This is a genomic window from Mycobacterium sp. SMC-8, assembly GCF_025263565.1.
In the GTDB taxonomy this organism is placed as follows: Bacteria; Actinomycetota; Actinomycetes; order Mycobacteriales; family Mycobacteriaceae; genus Mycobacterium.
The window spans coordinates 4,484,485-4,501,163 of record NZ_CP079865.1; the positions used below are offsets into that span (position 1 = coordinate 4,484,485).

Annotated in this window: 16 protein-coding genes and 1 tRNA gene; 13 read left to right on the top strand and 4 right to left on the bottom strand. The window is 66.7% G+C overall.

Annotated features, from left to right (window positions below):
* Position 1: 1 nt before the first annotated feature.
* Positions 2-1,462, bottom strand: coding sequence for a cytochrome ubiquinol oxidase subunit I (locus KXD97_RS21730; RefSeq protein ID WP_260752301.1), 1,461 nt, complete (start codon positions 1,460-1,462; stop codon positions 2-4).
* 80 nt (positions 1,463-1,542) lie between these two features.
* Complete coding sequence (locus tag KXD97_RS21735; protein ID WP_260752303.1) at positions 1,543-2,136, bottom strand: HdeD family acid-resistance protein; 594 nt, start codon at positions 2,134-2,136, stop codon at positions 1,543-1,545.
* 201 nt (positions 2,137-2,337) lie between these two features.
* On the opposite strand from KXD97_RS21735, the gene KXD97_RS21740 reads away from it, so the two are divergent.
* Genes KXD97_RS21740 through KXD97_RS21770 form a run of 7 tightly spaced genes read left to right on the top strand, consistent with a single transcriptional unit; the run spans position 2,338 to position 9,118 of the window.
* Entirely contained in the window at positions 2,338-3,258 is a 921-nt protein-coding gene (locus tag KXD97_RS21740) for an ABC transporter substrate-binding protein (RefSeq protein ID WP_260752304.1), read from the top strand.
* A gap of 15 nt (positions 3,259-3,273) precedes the next feature.
* On the top strand, positions 3,274-4,185 hold the full coding sequence (locus KXD97_RS21745) for an amino acid ABC transporter permease (protein WP_260752305.1): 912 nt from the start codon (positions 3,274-3,276) through the stop codon (positions 4,183-4,185).
* Between the two features lie 39 nt (positions 4,186-4,224).
* A complete protein-coding gene (locus tag KXD97_RS21750) occupies positions 4,225-4,977 on the top strand; it encodes an amino acid ABC transporter ATP-binding protein (RefSeq protein WP_260758102.1) in 753 nt (250 codons plus the stop codon).
* Positions 4,974-6,107, top strand: coding sequence for a MacS family sensor histidine kinase (gene macS, locus KXD97_RS21755; RefSeq protein WP_260752306.1), 1,134 nt, complete (start codon positions 4,974-4,976; stop codon positions 6,105-6,107). Before KXD97_RS21750 ends, macS begins: the two co-directional genes overlap by 4 nt.
* Positions 6,104-6,748, top strand: coding sequence for a response regulator transcription factor (locus KXD97_RS21760; protein ID WP_260752307.1), 645 nt, complete (start codon positions 6,104-6,106; stop codon positions 6,746-6,748). The genes macS and KXD97_RS21760 overlap by 4 nt, the downstream gene beginning before the upstream one ends.
* A gap of 43 nt (positions 6,749-6,791) precedes the next feature.
* Entirely contained in the window at positions 6,792-8,582 is a 1,791-nt protein-coding gene (locus KXD97_RS21765; protein WP_260752308.1) for a DUF2339 domain-containing protein, read from the top strand.
* A 32-nt stretch (positions 8,583-8,614) separates the two neighbouring features.
* Positions 8,615-9,118 (top strand): Dps family protein, encoded by a 504-nt coding sequence (locus KXD97_RS21770; RefSeq protein ID WP_260752310.1) that lies wholly within the window; start codon positions 8,615-8,617, stop codon positions 9,116-9,118.
* On the opposite strand, the gene KXD97_RS21775 is transcribed toward KXD97_RS21770, so the two are convergent.
* Both KXD97_RS21775 and KXD97_RS21780 read right to left on the bottom strand, forming a co-directional pair.
* Positions 9,093-10,421 carry an adenylate/guanylate cyclase domain-containing protein gene (locus tag KXD97_RS21775; RefSeq protein WP_396884539.1) on the bottom strand — a complete coding sequence of 443 codons (1,329 nt, stop codon included), beginning with the start codon at positions 10,419-10,421 and terminating at the stop codon, positions 9,093-9,095. The genes KXD97_RS21770 and KXD97_RS21775 overlap by 26 nt on opposite strands.
* A 78-nt stretch (positions 10,422-10,499) precedes the next feature.
* Positions 10,500-10,576: transfer RNA gene (locus KXD97_RS21780), tRNA-Leu, on the bottom strand.
* Positions 10,577-10,646: 70 nt separating this feature from the next.
* On the opposite strand from KXD97_RS21780, the gene KXD97_RS21785 reads away from it, so the two are divergent.
* From KXD97_RS21785 to KXD97_RS21810, 6 genes are all read left to right on the top strand, one after another.
* The gene (locus KXD97_RS21785) at positions 10,647-11,276 is read left to right on the top strand and encodes an ANTAR domain-containing response regulator (protein ID WP_260752313.1); all 630 of its coding nucleotides are present in this window, start codon (positions 10,647-10,649) and stop codon (positions 11,274-11,276) included.
* A gap of 223 nt (positions 11,277-11,499) precedes the next feature.
* On the top strand, positions 11,500-12,711 hold the full coding sequence (locus tag KXD97_RS21790; RefSeq protein ID WP_260752317.1) for a branched-chain amino acid ABC transporter substrate-binding protein: 1,212 nt from the start codon (positions 11,500-11,502) through the stop codon (positions 12,709-12,711).
* Positions 12,712-12,805: 94 nt separating this feature from the next.
* A complete protein-coding gene (locus KXD97_RS21795; protein WP_260752318.1) occupies positions 12,806-13,816 on the top strand; it encodes a branched-chain amino acid ABC transporter permease in 1,011 nt (336 codons plus the stop codon).
* Complete coding sequence (locus KXD97_RS21800) at positions 13,813-14,958, top strand: branched-chain amino acid ABC transporter permease (protein WP_260752319.1); 1,146 nt, start codon at positions 13,813-13,815, stop codon at positions 14,956-14,958. Before KXD97_RS21795 ends, KXD97_RS21800 begins: the two co-directional genes overlap by 4 nt.
* Complete coding sequence (locus KXD97_RS21805; protein WP_260752323.1) at positions 14,955-15,812, top strand: ABC transporter ATP-binding protein; 858 nt, start codon at positions 14,955-14,957, stop codon at positions 15,810-15,812. Before KXD97_RS21800 ends, KXD97_RS21805 begins: the two co-directional genes overlap by 4 nt.
* The gene (locus tag KXD97_RS21810) at positions 15,799-16,560 is read left to right on the top strand and encodes an ABC transporter ATP-binding protein (RefSeq protein ID WP_260752326.1); all 762 of its coding nucleotides are present in this window, start codon (positions 15,799-15,801) and stop codon (positions 16,558-16,560) included. Before KXD97_RS21805 ends, KXD97_RS21810 begins: the two co-directional genes overlap by 14 nt.
* Positions 16,561-16,679 lie beyond the last annotated feature (119 nt).

Below are 16,679 nucleotides of genomic sequence, written 5' to 3' on the forward strand. Positions count from 1 at the left end.
CCTAGTAGGCGAACGACAGGGGTGCGACGTCGTTCTCGTCGGGCGGTGCCGGAGGCGCCGGTTCGGAGTCGTGTTCCTGCGGGCCTTCGGTCACGTATCGCCGCAACAGGTAGAACCACACCACCGCCAGCGCGCCGTACAGCAGCGTGAACACCGCCAGCGAGAACATCACGGTGCCTGCCGCGTGGTTGGACACGCCCTCCTGCACGGTCATCCGGACCATCGGGTCACCCGTGGGATTGGGGACCACCACCCAGGGCTGCCGGCCCATCTCCGTGAAGATCCAGCCGGCCGAGCTGGCCAGGAACGGCGTTGGAAGGGTCAGCAGTCCGAAGGTTCCGTACCAGCGCTGGTCGGGGATCCGTCCCCGGCGGGTCAGCCAAAGGCTCACCAGCGCGAACGCCACCGGCACCAGCAGCAATCCGATCATCGCGCGGAATGACCAGTAGGTCACGAACAGATTGGGGCGGTAGTTGCCGGGGCCGAACTTCTGCTCGGCCGCGCGTTGCAGATCCTCGACGCCCTGCAGCGTCACACCGGAGAACTTGCCCTCGGCCAGGAAGGGCAGCACATAGGGAACCTCGATGAGGTGGATGACGCTGTCGCAGTTGTTGTGCGTCCCCACGGTCAGGATCGAGAAGTCGGGGTCGGTTGCGGTGTAGCACAAGGATTCCGCCGACGCCATCTTCATCGGCTGCTGGTCGAACATGAGCTTGCCCTGGATGTCGCCGGTGAAGAACAAGCCCGCGGCGGCGATCAGTGCGACCAGACTGCCCAGGATCGTGGCGGGGCGGTACATGGTCCTGGCTTCGACGTCTTCACCGCCGCGCCGCTGTGCGCGCACCATCAGCCACGCGCAGATGCCGGCGACGAACGCCCCGGCGGTCAGCAGTGCCGCGGTGATGGCGTGCAGCGAGGCCCAGATGGCGGTGTTGTTGGTCAGCAACGCCACGAAATCGACGAGTTCGGCCCGCCCGGTCTCCGGGTTGTAGCGCGCGCCGACCGGATGCTGCATGAAGGAGTTCGCCGCGATGATGAAGTAGGCCGAGGCGTTGACGCCGAACGCGACGATCCAGATGCAGGCCAGATGGACCAGGCGCGGCAACCGGTTCCAGCCGAAGATCCACAGGCCGATGAACGTGGACTCGAAGAAGAACGCGATCAGGCCTTCGAAGGCGAGCGGGGCGCCGAAGATGTCACCGACGAAGCGGGAGTACTCGCTCCAGTTCATCCCGAATTGGAACTCCTGCACGATGCCGGTCGCCACACCTATCGCGAAGTTGATCAGGAACAGCTTGCCGAAGAAGCGCGTCAGCCGGTACCAGGCGGTGTTGCCCGTGACGTGCCAAACCGTCTGCATGACGGCGATCAGCGGCGCCAGCCCGATGGTCAGCGGGACGAAGATGAAGTGATAGACGGTGGTGATTCCGAACTGCCACCGCGACACATCCAATGCGTCCATGCGCCACTCCCAGGCTCTACAAGTCCGATCTACGACAAAGTGTAGTAGAGGTCGGGCGTCGCATGGCTAGGACTTTCGTCTCATTCCGGCGCGGACGTGACGACCGGATCTCTGGTCGGCGCGAGGTTCTTACTGGCCGAGCGGATGCCGAAGGCCGACACCACCTCGAACACGCCGAGCACGATCAGCCAGATGCCGACGACCATCGCCAACGTGGCCAACGAGTCAAAGGGCGAGGCGAGCATGATCACGCCGGCGATGAGGCTGACCACGCCGATGAAGATCTCCCACCCCCGACCGGGCAGGGTCGGGTCACTGATGGCCGACACCGCGGTGGCCACCCCGCGGAAGATGAACCCGATACCGATCCAGATGGCCAGCAGCAGGATTGATTCCTGCAGGCTCCGGAAGCACAGCACGGCCAGGATCAGGGCGGCCGCGCCGCTGAGGAATAGCAGTACCCGTCCGCCGGCGGACACGTGGAGGCTGAACGCGAAGACCACCTGCGAGACGCCTGCGATCAACAGATAGGCGCCGAAGAAGATCGCGGCCACCACCACGGTGATGGCCGGCCAGACGAGCACCATGACGCCCAGCGCGACGGCGAGAAGGCCGGACACCAGCGCCGACTTCCACAGGTGCTGCAACATGCTTGGGGGAGCAGCGGTTTCCATGCGTGCAGTGTGACACACGGGCGACATGCCTACCCTGTTTTCGCAGTACGGCTGTGATGTCTCCATCGTGTCGTTAATGTCCTGTTACCGGCGCTGCGCGCCGGATCATCGGTCGTTAACGTTCCTGGCTGGGAATGCCTGGTTCTGAGGGGACTCAGGCGGAAACGCGGACGACCCGAAGAAGAAAGTAGAGGCAAACCTGTGTTGGGTGGAATCCAAGACCGCCGGACCAAGATCTGGCGCATCGCGGCCATCTTCGCTGCGACCGGCGCCCTGGCCCTGTCGGGCTGTTCGAGCAGCTCGGAGGAACCTAGCGACGAGGGATCCCCGACCGCGGCCGCGCCCGCGGAGAAGGTCGAGGCGATCGCGAACACCGTGCCGGAGGCCATCAAGTCGACCGGGACACTCGTCGTCGGCGTGAACATTCCGTACGCGCCGAACGAGTTCAAGGACGAGAGCGGCAAGATCGTCGGCTTCGACGTCGACCTGATGAACGCCATCGCCGGCACCCTGGGTCTCACCCCGGACTACCGGGAGGCCGACTTCGCCAAGATCATCCCGTCGATCCAGGGCGGCACCTTCAACGTCGGCATGTCGTCGTTCACCGACAGCAAGGAGCGCGAGCAGCAGGTCGACTTCGTCACCTACTTCTCGGCCGGCACGCTGTGGGCGCAACCCGCCGGCGGCGACATCGACCCGGAGAACGCGTGCGGCAAGAAGGTCGCGGTGCAGGCGACGACGGTCCAGGAGACCGAAGAGCTGCCCGCGCGCAGCAAGAAGTGCACCGACGAGGGCAAGCCCGCGATCGAGGTCATCCCGTTCGACAGCCAGGACGCCGCCACGAACGCGGTGGTGCTCGGCCAGGCGGACGCCATGTCGGCCGATTCCCCGGTGACGCTCTACGCGATCAAGCAGACCAACGGCAAGCTCGAACAGGCCGGCGAGACCTTCGACTCGGCGCCCTACGGGTGGCCGGTCGCGAAGGGTTCCCCGTTGGCGCAGTCGCTGCTGCAGGCGCTCGAGCATCTGATCGAGAACGGAAAGTACAAGGAGATCGCCGCCAACTGGGGGCTCGAAGAGGGCATGATCGACAAGCCGGTGATCAACGGCGCGGTCTCCTAGGAGACGTTGACAGCGATGAGTGATGCCGGCACGCCGCCACAGTCGATCGACGCCGTCCCGCTGCGCCATCCGTGGCGGTGGCTGGCGGCGGCCGTCATCCTCGTCATGGTCGGGCTGTTCCTGTACGGGGCGGCGACCAACCCGGCCTACGGCTGGTCGACGTTCAGGGAGTACTTCTTCCACGAACGCATCCTGCTCGGCGTCTTCAACACGCTGCAGCTGACCATCTACTCGATGATCATCGGCATCGTGCTGGGCGTCGTTCTCACCGTGATGCGACTGTCTGACAACCCGGTGCTCAGTTCCGTGGCGTGGGTCTTTCTCTGGATTTTCCGCGGCACGCCGATCTACGTGCAGCTGGCGTTCTGGGGCCTGTTCCCCACGATCTACCGGAACATTCAGCTCGGCGTACCGTTCGGCCCGTCGTTCTTCCACATTGAGCTACAAGACCTTTCGATTCCGTTTGTGCTCGCGGTGATCGGACTGGGCCTCAACGAAGCCGCCTATATGGCCGAGATCGTGCGTGCCGGGATCATGTCGGTCCCCGAAGGTCAGATGGAAGCGTCGACGGCGCTGGGCATGTCGTGGGGCAAGGCCATGCGCCGAACCGTCCTGCCGCAGGCGATGCGCGTGATCATCCCGCCGACCGGCAACGAGCTGATCAGCCTGTTGAAAACGACGTCACTGGTCACCGCCGTGCCCTACGCCTTCGACCTGTACAGCATCGCCACCCGCGAGATCGCCGCCCGGATCTTCGAGCCGGTGCCGCTGCTCCTGGTCGCCGCTGCGTGGTACCTGGTGATTACGAGCATCCTGATGGTGGGCCAGTTCTACCTGGAGCGGTACTTCTCCAGGGGAGCCTCGCGCAAGCTGACCGCAAAACAGCTTGAGGCTCTCGCGTTGGCACAACTGCCTCCGGTGAAATAGAGGACGGGTATGACGGCAGATGCAATCAGTGCGACGCCGATGGTCAAGGCGGAGTTGGTGTGCAAGGACTTCGGTGCGCTCAAGGTGCTCAAGGGCATCACACTGGATGTGCACAAGGGGCAGGTGCTTGTCCTGGTCGGCCCCTCCGGATCCGGTAAGTCAACGTTCCTGCGGTGCATCAATCACCTCGAGACCGTCAGCGCCGGCCGACTCTACGTTGACGGATCGCTGGTCGGCTACAACGAGCGCGGCGGCAAACTGCACGAGATGAAGCCTCGCGACGTGGCGCGGCAGCGCCGCGACGTGGGCATGGTGTTCCAGCATTTCAACCTCTTCCCGCACCGGACCGCGCTGGGCAACGTCGTCGAGGCGCCCATCCAGGTCAAGGGGGTCGGGAAAAAGGAGGCCACCGAGCGGGGCCGGGAACTGCTGGCGCAGGTCGGTCTGGCCGACAAGGCCGAAGCGTATCCGGCGCAGCTTTCGGGCGGTCAACAGCAGCGCGTGGCGATCGCCAGGGCGCTGGCGATGAATCCGAAGCTGATGCTGTTCGACGAACCGACCTCGGCGCTGGATCCCGAACTGGTCGGTGAGGTGCTGGGCGTCATGAAGAAGCTGGCGTCCGAAGGCATGACGATGATCGTGGTGACCCACGAGATGGGCTTCGCCCGCGAGGTCGCCGACCAACTGGTGTTCATGGACGGCGGTGTGGTGGTGGAGCGCGGAGATCCGCGTGAGGTGATGGCCAACCCTCAACACGAACGGACGAAGGCGTTTCTCTCCAAAGTGATGTGACGCCCGATCCGGCCACGCCGTTGTGGCGGGCCGCCCAGGTGTTCCGGCTGCTCAGCTGCGTGTACGCGTTGGGCTTCCAGCTCGCGGTCAACGACGATCTCGAACATCCCGCGGCCGGCTGGGTGCTGTTCGTACTGCTGATCACCTGGAGTGCGGCCTGCGCGGTCGCCTATCTTCGTGGTTTCGGGCGGCGCCGCGCCTGGGTGCTGGCCGAGATCGCTGTCGTTGTCGCCCTGATGCTGTCCACGGAGCTGATCGCCTCCGACCAATGGGTACTGGACAACCAGTCGTGGCCGACCACGTTGTGGGCCACCAACGCCACGATCTCGGCGGCCATCCTGTCCGGACCGGTCGCCGGAATGATCGCAGGGGTGGCGGTGGTCGCGGCCAGCGCCGCGCTGAAGGGGTACGTCAGCATCGACGTCGGCCGCAACGCCACCATCGTGATCGAGTTGGCGGTCGGACTCGCGGTCGGTCTGGCCGCCCAGACGGCCCGCCGTGCGCACGCCGAACTGGAACGGGCCGCCCGGTTGTCGGCGTCGTTGCAGGAGAGGGAACGACTGTCCAGGCAGGTTCACGACGGGGCGATCCAGGTGCTGGCGTTGGTGGCCCGCCGCGGGCGTGAGATCGGGGGAGACACCGCCGCACTGGCCGAGCTGGCCGGCGAGCAGGAGCGGGCGTTGCGCCGGCTGGTCAGCACCGCCGAGCCCGCATCGCGCGACAGCCCGGCGTCCGACCTCGCCGCGATGCTGCGGCGCTGGGCATCGGATCGGGTGTCGGTCAGCGTGCCCGCCGATCCCGTGTTGCTCGACGCCGCCGTCGCCGACGAGTTGTGCGCCGCGATCGGCAACGCGCTCGACAACGTGGACCAGCATGCTGGAGCCGGGGCGCACGCGTATGTTCTTGTCGAGGACCTGGGCGACACGGTGACCGTCAGCGTCCGCGACGACGGCGTGGGCATACCGGAAGGGCGGCTGGCCGAAGCGGTCGCCGAAGGTCGTATGGGTGTCGCGAATTCAATTGTGGGAAGGATGAATTCGTTGGGCGGTCAGGCTGTGCTGAACACCGGCCCGGGGTTGGGTGTGGAGTGGGAGCTGACTGTGCCGCGTACCCCGGACGCATCGCGATGACCGGTCAGCCCATCTCGGTGATGGTGGTCGACGACCACCCGATCTGGCGTGACGCGGTGGCACGGGACCTGGCTGACGAGGGTTTCGACGTGGTGGCCACGGCGGACGGCGTGGCCTCGGCGAAGCGCCGCGCCGCAGTGGTGAAACCCGCTGTGGTGCTGATGGACATGCGGCTGGGTGACGGGGACGGCGCCCAGGCGACCGCCGAGGTCCTCGCGGTGTCCCCGGCGTCCCGGGTGCTGGTGTTGTCCGCCTCCGATGAGCGCGACGACGTGCTGGAAGCCGTCAAGGCGGGCGCGACGGGATACCTGGTCAAAAGCGCTTCCAAGCAGGTGCTGACCGACGCGGTGCGCGCCACCGCGTCGGGTCGGGCAGTGTTCACCCCCGGCCTGGCGGGTCTGGTGTTGGGGGAGTTTCGGCGCATCGAGCGCGACACCCCGGCCGGGCCCACGTTGACCGAGCGCGAGATCGAGATTCTGCGCCATGTCGCCAAGGGGCTCACGGCCAAGCAGATCGCGTCGCGACTGTCCCTGAGTCATCGCACAGTCGAGAACCACGTCCAGGCCACGTTCCGCAAACTGCAGGTCGGCAACCGCGTCGAGCTGGCCCGCTACGCGATGGAGCACGGTCTGGACGAGTAGTTGTACTCATCCGCCGGGGCGTGCCCGTTGTGACGATGGCGGTATGACGCAACCGCACACCGCCGTCATCACCCGGCTCTCCGCGGACTTCGCCGCGATCTCACGGCAATTGGCCAGGGTCTCTGCCGATCTGGCCGAACTGGACCGGATCCTGGCCGACCGCCCGGTACCTGTGCCACCGTCAGCGGCCCCGGCCCCGGCCCCGCCGCCGTACTGGCCGCAGTATGCCCCGGCGCCGCAGCGACCTTGGCCACCGCCGGTGCCTCCCGCTGGACCCGCCGCGCCCAGAAAGCCCATGGAACGTTCGGAGGGCTGGATCGGCAAGCTGCTGGCTGTCGCCGGGGTGGCGGTCACGCTGATCGGTGTCGTGCTGCTGCTGGTGCTTGCCGCCCAGGCCGGAATCCTGCGCCCCGAGTTCCGGGTCGGCGCCGGTGCCGTCCTGGCCGCGGGCCTGGTTGCGGCGGGATGGTGGCAGGACAGCCGGCCCGGGGGACGGGTGGGCGCGATCGCCCTGGTTGCCACCGGGGTGGCTGCGGCCTACATCGACGTCATCGCTGTCACGGCGATCTATGACTGGATGCCTGCAGCCATCGGGCTGATCGTTGCATCCGCGGTCGCGGCCGGCGGTCTCGCCGTGGCGCGGCGCTGGGATTCCCAGCACCTGGGCCTGCTCGTGCTGGTGCCGCTGATCGGACTGGCCCCGATCGTGACCGACGGAATCTCGCTGCTGCTGGTCGGATTCATGCTGACGCTGGCGGCGGTGTCGTTGCCCGTCCAGCTGGGCAGGGACTGGCTGTGGCTGCACGCCGCACGCATCGCCGCCGCGGTGCTGCCGCTGCTGGCGGCCCTGGCGGCCCGGCACATCGCCGGCCGGCATGATCTCTGGCTCGCCGGCGCGTGCGGAATCGCCGCCGCGATCGCGCTGACCGCGGCGCTGATCCTGTTGCCCGGCACCAGGAATCGCGCCGCGCTGGCGCTGCTGACCGCGGCCGGTCTGCTGCCCGTGCTCTGCGTGGGGTTGGCGGTGGACCGCATCGTCGCGGCATTGATGGCCGCGGCACTGGCCGCGGCGCTGCTGGCCGTCGTGCTCGTCGCCGACCGTTTGCCCGGGGTGTCGGGTGTGGTGCGGCAGGTGTTCGCGGCGACGTCGGCGATCGCCGCGCTGATCGCCGTGACCGCCGCGTTCGACGGCCGCGTCGCCGGGCCCGTGCTGCTGGCGATGGCGGTGGTGGTGGCGGTGGCCGCACGGCGCGACACCGTCGCCCGCTGGGCGGCGATCGGCTTCGCGACCATCGGCGCCTGCGCGCACCTGAGCTATTCGCCGCCGGACATGTTGCTCGAGGCCACCCGGATCAGCACCGGCACCGGCGTCTCCACCCTGGTGTCCAGCCTCCTGCTGGCGGCCGCCGCGGTCGCGATCGTCTGGGCCTGGGATCCCACCGAGAGCGCATTGTGGCTGGGGGCCGCAGCGGTGGTCATCTACGCGGTCACGTCGTTCACGGTGACCGCCGGGGTGCTGATCTCCGACGGGGACGGGGGTTTCTTCGCCGGGCATATGGCCGCAACCATCTGCTGGATCGCGATGGCGGCGGCAGCGTTCGGCCTTGCCGCCCGCCTGCCGCGGGAGGCCCGGTCGGTCCCGATCAGCGGGGGATTGGGCCTGGTTGCCGCGGCCATGGCCAAGCTCTTCCTGTTCGACCTGGGCACGTTGGACGGGATGTTCCGGGTGGGGGTGTTCATCGCCGCCGGGCTCACCCTGCTCGGGATGGGCGCCGGGTACGCACGGTTGCTGGACAGGCAGGACAAGGAGGCTGTGACGAGGAACACCCGCTAAACTGGACTCAGTCTAAAGAAGGAGTGGTTGTCATGAGCATGAGCATCACGAAGAACGCACGCAGGACCGAAGCCGAGGTCGTCAATGTCCAGGCCTCCCCGGAGCTCGGCGCCGCACTTCAGCAGGTGTTGGTCGATCTGATCGAACTCCATCTGCAGGGTAAGCAGGCGCACTGGAACGTCGTCGGCACCAACTTCCGCGATCTGCACCTGCAGCTCGACGAGGTCGTCGACTTCGCGCGGGTGGCCAGCGACACCGTCGCCGAGCGGATGCGCGCCTTGGACGCGGTGCCCGACGGCAGGTCGGACACCGTCGCGGCGACGACGTCGCTGCCGGAGTTTCCCGCCTACGAGCACAGCACCGGTGACGTCGTCGACTTGATCACCGTCCGTGTCTACGCGGTGGTGGACACCCTCAGGTCGGTGCACGACACCGTCGACGCCGAGGATCCGAGCACCGCCGACATCCTGCACCAGCTGATCGACGGGCTGGAGAAGCTGGCCTGGCTGGTCAAGTCGGAGAACCGGAAGGTGTGACACCCTCCGCGGAGCGGGGAAGTCGGCCACCCTCCGCCGAGCGGGCGCATCTGCCAGAGTCGGCCCGATGCCCCACCAGGTACCAGGTGTGCATCGGGCCTTTGCCCTTGATGTCGACGACGCCGCGTTCCTCGAGGACGAACTCGTGGCGTAGTCGCTCCTGCACCGTGTCCGGCACCTGAATTCGGCCTTCGACGTCGGTGGTCTCCATCCGCGACGCGACGTTGACCGCGTCACCCCAGACGTCGTAGAAGAACTTCTTCGCCCCGACGACGCCGGCGACCACCGGTCCGCTGGCCATGCCGATCCGCAGCGGGACGTCGCGTCCCTGCGGGTCCTTCAGGTCGGCGACCGCGTCGGCCATGTCCAGGGCGAGGTCGGCCAGCGCCTGAAGGTGGTCCGGCCGGGGAGTGGGCACCCCGGCCACCACCATGTACGAGTCGCCGCTGGTCTTGACCTTCTCCAGGCCGTGCCGGTCGACGAGCGCGTCCAGGTCGGTGTACAGCCGGTCCAGGAAACGCACCAGGTCGGCCGGCGCGGTCTCGCTGGCACGCGCGGTGTAGCCGGCGATGTCGGCGAACAGGATCGACGCGTCGTCGTACCCGTCGGCGATGACCGTGCGCGTGGGTTCCTTGAGCCGCTCGGCGATGGTCTCGGGAAGAATGTTGGCCAGCAGCTGTTCTGAGCGGTCGTACTCGGCCTCCATGGCGGCCTCGGCCCGCTCGATCTCGCGCAGGGTGTACCAGATCGTGGCCACGATCATCACCGCCGACCCCACCACCGAGCTGACGAAGCCGACGGTCAGCGTCCAGGACGGCCCGAGCCCCCGGTCGTGGGGCACGGTCAGTTCCAGCGCGATCGTCAGGGCCACACCGACCGCGGCGATGGCCGAGGCCAGCGCGATCCGCTCGATGCCGAGGATCAGCACCACCAGCGAGGACGCGACCAGGAAGTAGAACTGCAGTCCCGAGCCGGTACCGACGGTGTAGCAGAAGAAGCCGACCGAGGTGTAGGCGAAGACCACGAACGTCAGCGGGGCTACGAGTGGCCCGAGCGGACACAGCCGTGGGATCGCCAAAAACACTACGCCGCAACAGATGTTGATCGCGCCCACCCACCACAGCGCGCCGCCGAGGATCAACTGGAAGATTCCGAAACTGATCGACACGGCCGCGGCGATCCAGCTGGCGATCACCAGCACGCGCAGCCGCCGGGCCACACGGTCGTCGCGGTGCCGGCTCGGTGACCAGGGACGGCGGCCCAGCGTCACCTCGGGCACACAGACCGGCCGTAGGTTCCGCACCCGCAAAGGTTATCGCCGCGACGCCTGTCGACCTGGCGGAATAGGCGGATCGTCAGAGGCGCGAGTGCGCCGACCAGGTGGTGCCCTCGGTGAGATTCGAACTCACACTGTACGGGTTTTGAATCCGTTTCCTCTGCCAGTTGGGATACGAGGGCGCGCGGCCTACCACCATAGAGGATGGCCCCGCGCTCGCTCATCCCGCCTGCGCCGTTCACAATGTTGTCCATGTCTTCTGCTCCCGCGTCGCCGTCCGACTCCGTCGTCACGCCGCGCCGAGTCCTCGTGGCCGAGGACGAGGCCCTCATCCGGCTCGACCTGGCGGAAATGCTGCGCGAGGAGGGCTACGAGATCGTCGGTGAGGCCGGCGACGGTCAAGAGGCCGTCGAGCTGGCCGAGGCGCTGCGCCCGGATCTGGTGATCATGGACGTCAAGATGCCGCGCCGCGACGGTATCGACGCCGCCTCGGAGATCGCCAGCAAGCGCATCGCCCCGATCGTGATCCTGACCGCGTTCAGCCAGCGTGAACTCGTCGAACGCGCCCGCGACGCCGGGGCGATGGCCTACCTGGTCAAGCCGTTCAGCGTCACCGACCTCATCCCGGCGATCGAGGTCGCGGTCAGCCGCTTCAGCGAGATGGCCGAGCTGGAGAAGGAAGTCGCCAACCTCTCCGACCGGCTGGAGACCCGCAAGCTCGTCGAGCGGGCAAAGGGTTTGCTGCAGACGAAGCAGGGGATGACCGAGCCTGAGGCGTTCAAGTGGATCCAGCGCGCGGCGATGGACCGTCGTACCACGATGAAGCGGGTGGCCGAGGTGGTCGTCGAGACGCTGGACCCGCCCACCGACACGCCGTCGTAACCGGCGAAAATCCGGCGCGGCGCGGCGCGCCGTTAACTCTGCGTTTCCACGCCGCGTCTTTTGACCGGTCACGCCGAATTATCCGCGCGACGCGTTTTCCAACAGCACGCACCGCGGGCATGCGTTGGTTATGGTCGTCGGCGAAGCATCGCCGCCGTGTCGTTTCGGTTTCTGGACGGTCCGGCCGACGGCGTCGAGCAGAACACTGAACCGGAGGTGATACGTGCGCGGTCGCGTGGCACGCAAGGCATTTGCTGTCGGAAGCGCGGGTCTGGTTGTGCTGGCCTTGGCCGGCTGCAGTCAGGGCACGCCCGAAGAAGAGGCGTCGCAGACGAACCTCAAGATCGTGGAAAAGGTGCAGATCGACGAGAACGGCGCCGAGGTCGCCGCGTCGCAGGGTGCTACGCCTGCCGACCCGGCCGGCGACGGAAACGCCACCTGCCCGCCGGTGTCCATCGCGATGGCCGGAGCGCTCAACGGCCCCGACGCCGCACTGGGCATCAACATCAAAAACGGTGTGCAGTTGGCGGTCGACAAGCACAACGCCGCCAACCCGGGCTGTCAGGTACAGCTCATCCCGTTCGACACCGAGGGAGATCCGCAGAAGGCCACCGGCATCGCCCCGCAGATCGTCAACGATCAGTACACGATCGGTCTGGTGGGACCGGCTTTCTCCGGTGAGACCAAGGCCACCGGCGGCGTCTTCGACCAGGCCGGTCTGGTCGCCGTCACGGCGTCGGCGACCAACGTCGACCTGTCCAAGAACGGCTGGAAGACGTTCTTCCGCGGGTTGGCCAACGACGGCGTGCAGGGCCCGTCGGTCGCCAACTACCTGAAGAACTCCCTGGGACACAAGAAGGTCTGCGTCGTCGACGACAGCACCGACTACGGTCTGGGTCTGGCACAGGCCGTTCGCGAGACGCTCGGGCCGGTGGCCGACTCGGCCTGCAACATCTCGGTGAAGAAGGGTGACAAGGACTTCTCGGCGGCTGTCACCCAGATCAAGGGCGCCGCTCCCGATTCGGTGTTCTTCAGCGGCTACTACGCCGAAGCGGCTCCGCTCGCGCAGCAGCTCAGGGACGGCGGCTTCGAGGGCGTCTTCGCCAGCGCCGACGGCACCAAGGACCCCGAGTTCGTCAAGCAGGCCGGCGAGTCGGCCAAGGGCGCTGTGTTGGCATGCCCCTGCGGGCCGGCCACCGGGTCTTTCGCCGATGAGTACACCGAGAAGTTCAATCAGGAGCCCGGTACCTACAGTGCCGAGGGTTACGACCTGGGCACGATCCTTCTGAAGGGCATCGACTCGGGTGCGATCACCCGGCCCGCGCTGCTCGACTACGTGCGTAACTACCAGGGCCAGGGTGTGGCCCGCGAGTATCAATGGACTCCGGAAGGTGAGCTCACCACCACTCTGATCTGGATCTACGACGTCCAGTAAGGGCTGAGGCGAAGCGCGTTCGAGACATCCGACTCGGGCGCGCTTCGTCGTTGTCGCACAAGAACTTCCGCATCGCTGAGGAGCCCACCGCCGGATGAACCTGGCCGCAAACATCAACTTCAACGTCGGAGCGCTGGTGGACAGCTTCTGGCAGTTGACGATCGACGGCCTGTCATGGGGAGCGATCTACGCCTTGGTCGCTGTCGGCTACACCCTCGTGTTCGGTGTGCTGCGACTGATCAACTTTGCGCACTCGGAGATCTTCATGCTGGGCATGTTCGGCGCGTACTTCGCGCTGGACGTCATCCTGGGTTTCACGCCGAGCGGCAACGCCTACAGCATGGGCGTAGCCCTGACGATCGTCTATCTGGGCTTCGCGATGCTGTTCGCGATGCTGGTGTCCGGCAGCGCGGCCGTGGGATTGGAATTCATCGCCTACCGCCCGCTGCGCAAGCGCAATGCGCGGGCGTTGACGTTCCTGATCACCGCGATTGGGATGTCGTTCGTGCTGCAGCAGTTCGTGCTGTTCATCCTGCCCAAGCTGATACCGGGCTACGGCGGTCCGAACGCCCAGCAGCCCATCGTGCTGGTGCAGCCCAAGACCCAGTTCGAGCTCTTCGGGGTGGCCGTCTCGAACGTCACGGTCGTGATCGTGGTCTCAGCGCTCGTGCTCGCGGTGCTCACTGACACCGCGATCAACCGCACGAAGTTCGGCCGCGGCATCCGTGCCGTCGCGCAGGACCCGACCACGGCCACGTTGATGGGGGTCTCGCGGGAACGCATCATCATGACGACGTTCCTCATCGGTGGGTTGCTCGCCGGCGCCGCCGCGCTGCTGTACACCCTCAAGGTCCCGCAGGGCATCATCTACTCGGGCGGATTCCTGTTGGGTATCAAGGCGTTCTCGGCCGCCGTGCTCGGCGGGATCGGCAACCTGCGCGGGGCGCTGCTCGGCGGTCTGCTGCTCGGCGTGATGGAGAACTACGGGCAGGCCGTGTTCGGCACCCAGTGGCGTGACGTCGTCGCGTTCGTGCTGCTGGTGCTCGTACTGCTGGTTCGTCCGACCGGCATTCTCGGTGAGAGCCTCGGGAAGGCACGCGTATGACGCGAGTGATGGACTGGTGGGACGGACTGACCCGTCCGCAGAAGTGGGTGTTCGGGATCATCCTGTTCACCGGGATCGCGCTGTCCCCGCTCTTCACGCCGGCGTTCCTGGACACTCCGGGTATCAGCTTCGGCGGCACCATGGCCCAGTTCGCCATGGTGGCGATCATCGCGATCGGCCTCAACGTCGTCGTCGGTCAGGCCGGTCTGCTCGATCTCGGCTACGTCGGGTTCTATGCCGTGGGCGCCTACACGGTGGCGCTGCTCACCAGCCCCGAGAGCCCGTGGAACCAGATGAGTCCGAAGGGCATTCTCACCACGCCGTGGGCGTGGCTGGCCTGTGTGCCGCTGGCGATGGCGGTCACCGCGCTGTCCGGACTGATCCTCGGTACCCCGACACTGCGGCTGCGCGGCGACTACCTGGCGATCGTGACCCTCGGCTTCGGCGAGATCATCCGGCTGCTGGCCGACAACCTCGCCGACATCACCAACGGGCCCCGGGGACTCAACGAGGTCGCGTTCCCGCACTTCCGGGAGGACGCGCAGCACCCCGAAGGGGTGTTCTCCGTGGCGAATTCGAGCGGCGACGCGAACTACGGCACGTGGTGGTTCTGGTTGGGGCTCATCCTGATCGTCGGCATCCTGCTGCTCGTCGGCAACCTCGAGCGCAGCCGCGTCGGGCGCGCCTGGATCGCTGTGCGGGAGGACGAGGACGCCGCCGAGGTGATGGGGGTCAACGCCTTCAAGTTCAAGCTGTGGGCCTTCACCATCGGCGCGGCGATCGGCGGGCTCTCGGGCGCGCTGTACGCCGGGCAGGTTCAGTACGTGGCTCCGCCGACGTTCAACATCATCAACTCGATGCTGTTCCTGTGCGCGGTGGTGCTCGGCGGGCAGGGCAACAAGCTGGGTGTGATCCTGGGTGCGTTCATCATCGTGTACCTGCCCAACCGCCTTCTCGGCGTTCACTTCCTGGGCATCGACATGGGCAACCTGAAATACCTGTTCTTCGGGTTGGCGTTGGTGGTGCTGATGATCTTCCGGCCGCAGGGTCTGTTCCCGGCACGCCAGCATCTGCTCACCTACTCCAGCGCCGCGCGCAAACTGCTGCGCACCCAGCCGACCGACACGGAGCCGGTCAAATGACGTCGCCCGACGAAGAGGTGTTCGAGGAGAGCATCGCCGAGATCGCCGGCGTGCACCGCGAGATCCGGGCTGACGAAGGCGAGGTCCTGCTGCAGACCACGGATCTGACCGTGAAGTTCGGTGGGCTCACCGCGCTGGATGCCGTCACGTTCAACATCCGCCGCGGGGAGATTCTGGGATTGATCGGACCAAACGGCGCCGGTAAGACCACCTGCTTCAACGCGATCACCGGTGTCTACCGACCGACCTCGGGATCGGTGGCGTTCGACGGCTCGACGATCGGGCGGATCAAACGCCACCAGATCACCCGGCTGGGGATCGCCCGCACGTTCCAGAACATCCGGCTGTTCGGTGAGATGACCGCGCTGGAGAACGTCATGGTCGGTACCGACGCCCGGCACCGCACCTCGGTCCCCGGGGCGTTGATCCGCTCGCCGCGGCACCGCCGCGAAGAGCGGTCGGCGATCGAAAGATCGGCTGCATTGCTCCATTTTGTGGGGATTGCGCACCGCGGCGAGGAGAAGGCCAAGAACCTGCCCTACGGCGACCAGCGCCGGTTGGAGATCGCGCGGGCGCTGGCCACCGAACCCAAGCTGCTCTGCCTCGACGAGCCGGCGGCCGGCTTCAACCCGAGTGAGAAGTCGGCGTTGATCGACCTGATCCGCAAAATCCGCGACGAGGGTTACACCGTGTTGCTGATCGAGCACGACATGCGGCTGGTGATGGGGGTGACCGACCGCATTGTGGTGCTGGAGTTCGGCCGTAAGATCGCCGACGGACTGCCGGCCGAGATCCGCGAGGACCCGAAGGTCATCGCCGCCTATCTGGGAGTGCCCGACGATGAGCTCGCCTGAAAACACCGCCGCACAACCTGATTCCCGTCCGGTGTTGCTGGAAGTGCGCGATGTCGTCGTGCACTACGGCCGGATCAAAGCTCTGCACTCGGTGTCGCTGACCGTGCACGAGGGTGAACTGGTCACGCTGCTCGGGTCCAACGGCGCGGGCAAGACCACGATGATGCGCGCGATCTCGGGCCTGCTGCCGCTGACGTCGGGGTCGGTGTGGTTCGACGGCAGAGACATCAGCCGGGTCAAGGCGCACAAGCGGGTGGCCGACGGTTTGATCCAGGCGCCGGAGGGCCGTGGTGTCTTCCCGGGTATGACGATCATCGAGAACCTGGAAATGGGCTGCTACGGACGTAAATTCGCCTCGAAGGGCGAACACGACGAGCGCCTCGACTGGGTGTTGGAGACGTTTCCGAGGCTCGCGGAGCGTCGAAGCCAGGTCGGGGGAACGCTTTCGGGCGGGGAGCAGCAGATGCTGGCAATCGGCCGGGCGTTGATGGCGCGGCCGAAAGTGCTGCTGCTCGACGAGCCGTCGATGGGGTTGGCGCCGATGGTGATCTCGCAGATCTTCAAGATCATCGCCGAGATCAACGGGAACGGCACCACGGTGCTGCTGGTCGAACAGAACGCCCAGCAGGCGTTGAGCCGCTCGGACCGGGCCTACATCCTGGAGACCGGGGAGGTCACCCGCACCGGCGATGCTCGGACATTGTTGGCCGACAAGAGTATTCGCGCGGCCTACCTCGGCGTGGCCTGATCTCTCTCTCCCCCTTTTTTTGGTGCCCTTTCCTACTCGCGAGCGTGCGTGTCTGCGGGCGACATGCCGGGTAATTCGGCGATTCTGCGCACGCTCGCGCGGGTTGGGGTGGGGGTGTT

What these genes read in the sequence shown, in the direction of transcription:
- KXD97_RS21770 (WP_260752310.1), top strand. Translation starts at nt 8,615, where the DNA reads ATGAGCATGAGCATCACGAAGAACGCACGCAGGACCGAAGCCGAGGTC.
- KXD97_RS21800 (WP_260752319.1), top strand. Translation starts at nt 13,813, where the DNA reads ATGACGCGAGTGATGGACTGGTGGGACGGACTGACCCGTCCGCAGAAG.
- KXD97_RS21795 (WP_260752318.1), top strand. Translation starts at nt 12,806, where the DNA reads ATGAACCTGGCCGCAAACATCAACTTCAACGTCGGAGCGCTGGTGGAC.
- KXD97_RS21805 (WP_260752323.1), top strand. Translation starts at nt 14,955, where the DNA reads ATGACGTCGCCCGACGAAGAGGTGTTCGAGGAGAGCATCGCCGAGATC.
- KXD97_RS21735 (WP_260752303.1), bottom strand. Translation starts at nt 2,136, where the DNA reads ATGGAAACCGCTGCTCCCCCAAGCATGTTGCAGCACCTGTGGAAGTCG.
- KXD97_RS21750 (WP_260758102.1), top strand. Translation starts at nt 4,225, where the DNA reads ATGGTCAAGGCGGAGTTGGTGTGCAAGGACTTCGGTGCGCTCAAGGTG.
- KXD97_RS21810 (WP_260752326.1), top strand. Translation starts at nt 15,799, where the DNA reads ATGAGCTCGCCTGAAAACACCGCCGCACAACCTGATTCCCGTCCGGTG.
- KXD97_RS21765 (WP_260752308.1), top strand. Translation starts at nt 6,792, where the DNA reads ATGACGCAACCGCACACCGCCGTCATCACCCGGCTCTCCGCGGACTTC.
- KXD97_RS21730 (WP_260752301.1), bottom strand. Translation starts at nt 1,462, where the DNA reads ATGGACGCATTGGATGTGTCGCGGTGGCAGTTCGGAATCACCACCGTC.
- KXD97_RS21785 (WP_260752313.1), top strand. Translation starts at nt 10,647, where the DNA reads ATGTCTTCTGCTCCCGCGTCGCCGTCCGACTCCGTCGTCACGCCGCGC.
- KXD97_RS21760 (WP_260752307.1), top strand. Translation starts at nt 6,104, where the DNA reads ATGACCGGTCAGCCCATCTCGGTGATGGTGGTCGACGACCACCCGATC.
- KXD97_RS21745 (WP_260752305.1), top strand. Translation starts at nt 3,274, where the DNA reads ATGAGTGATGCCGGCACGCCGCCACAGTCGATCGACGCCGTCCCGCTG.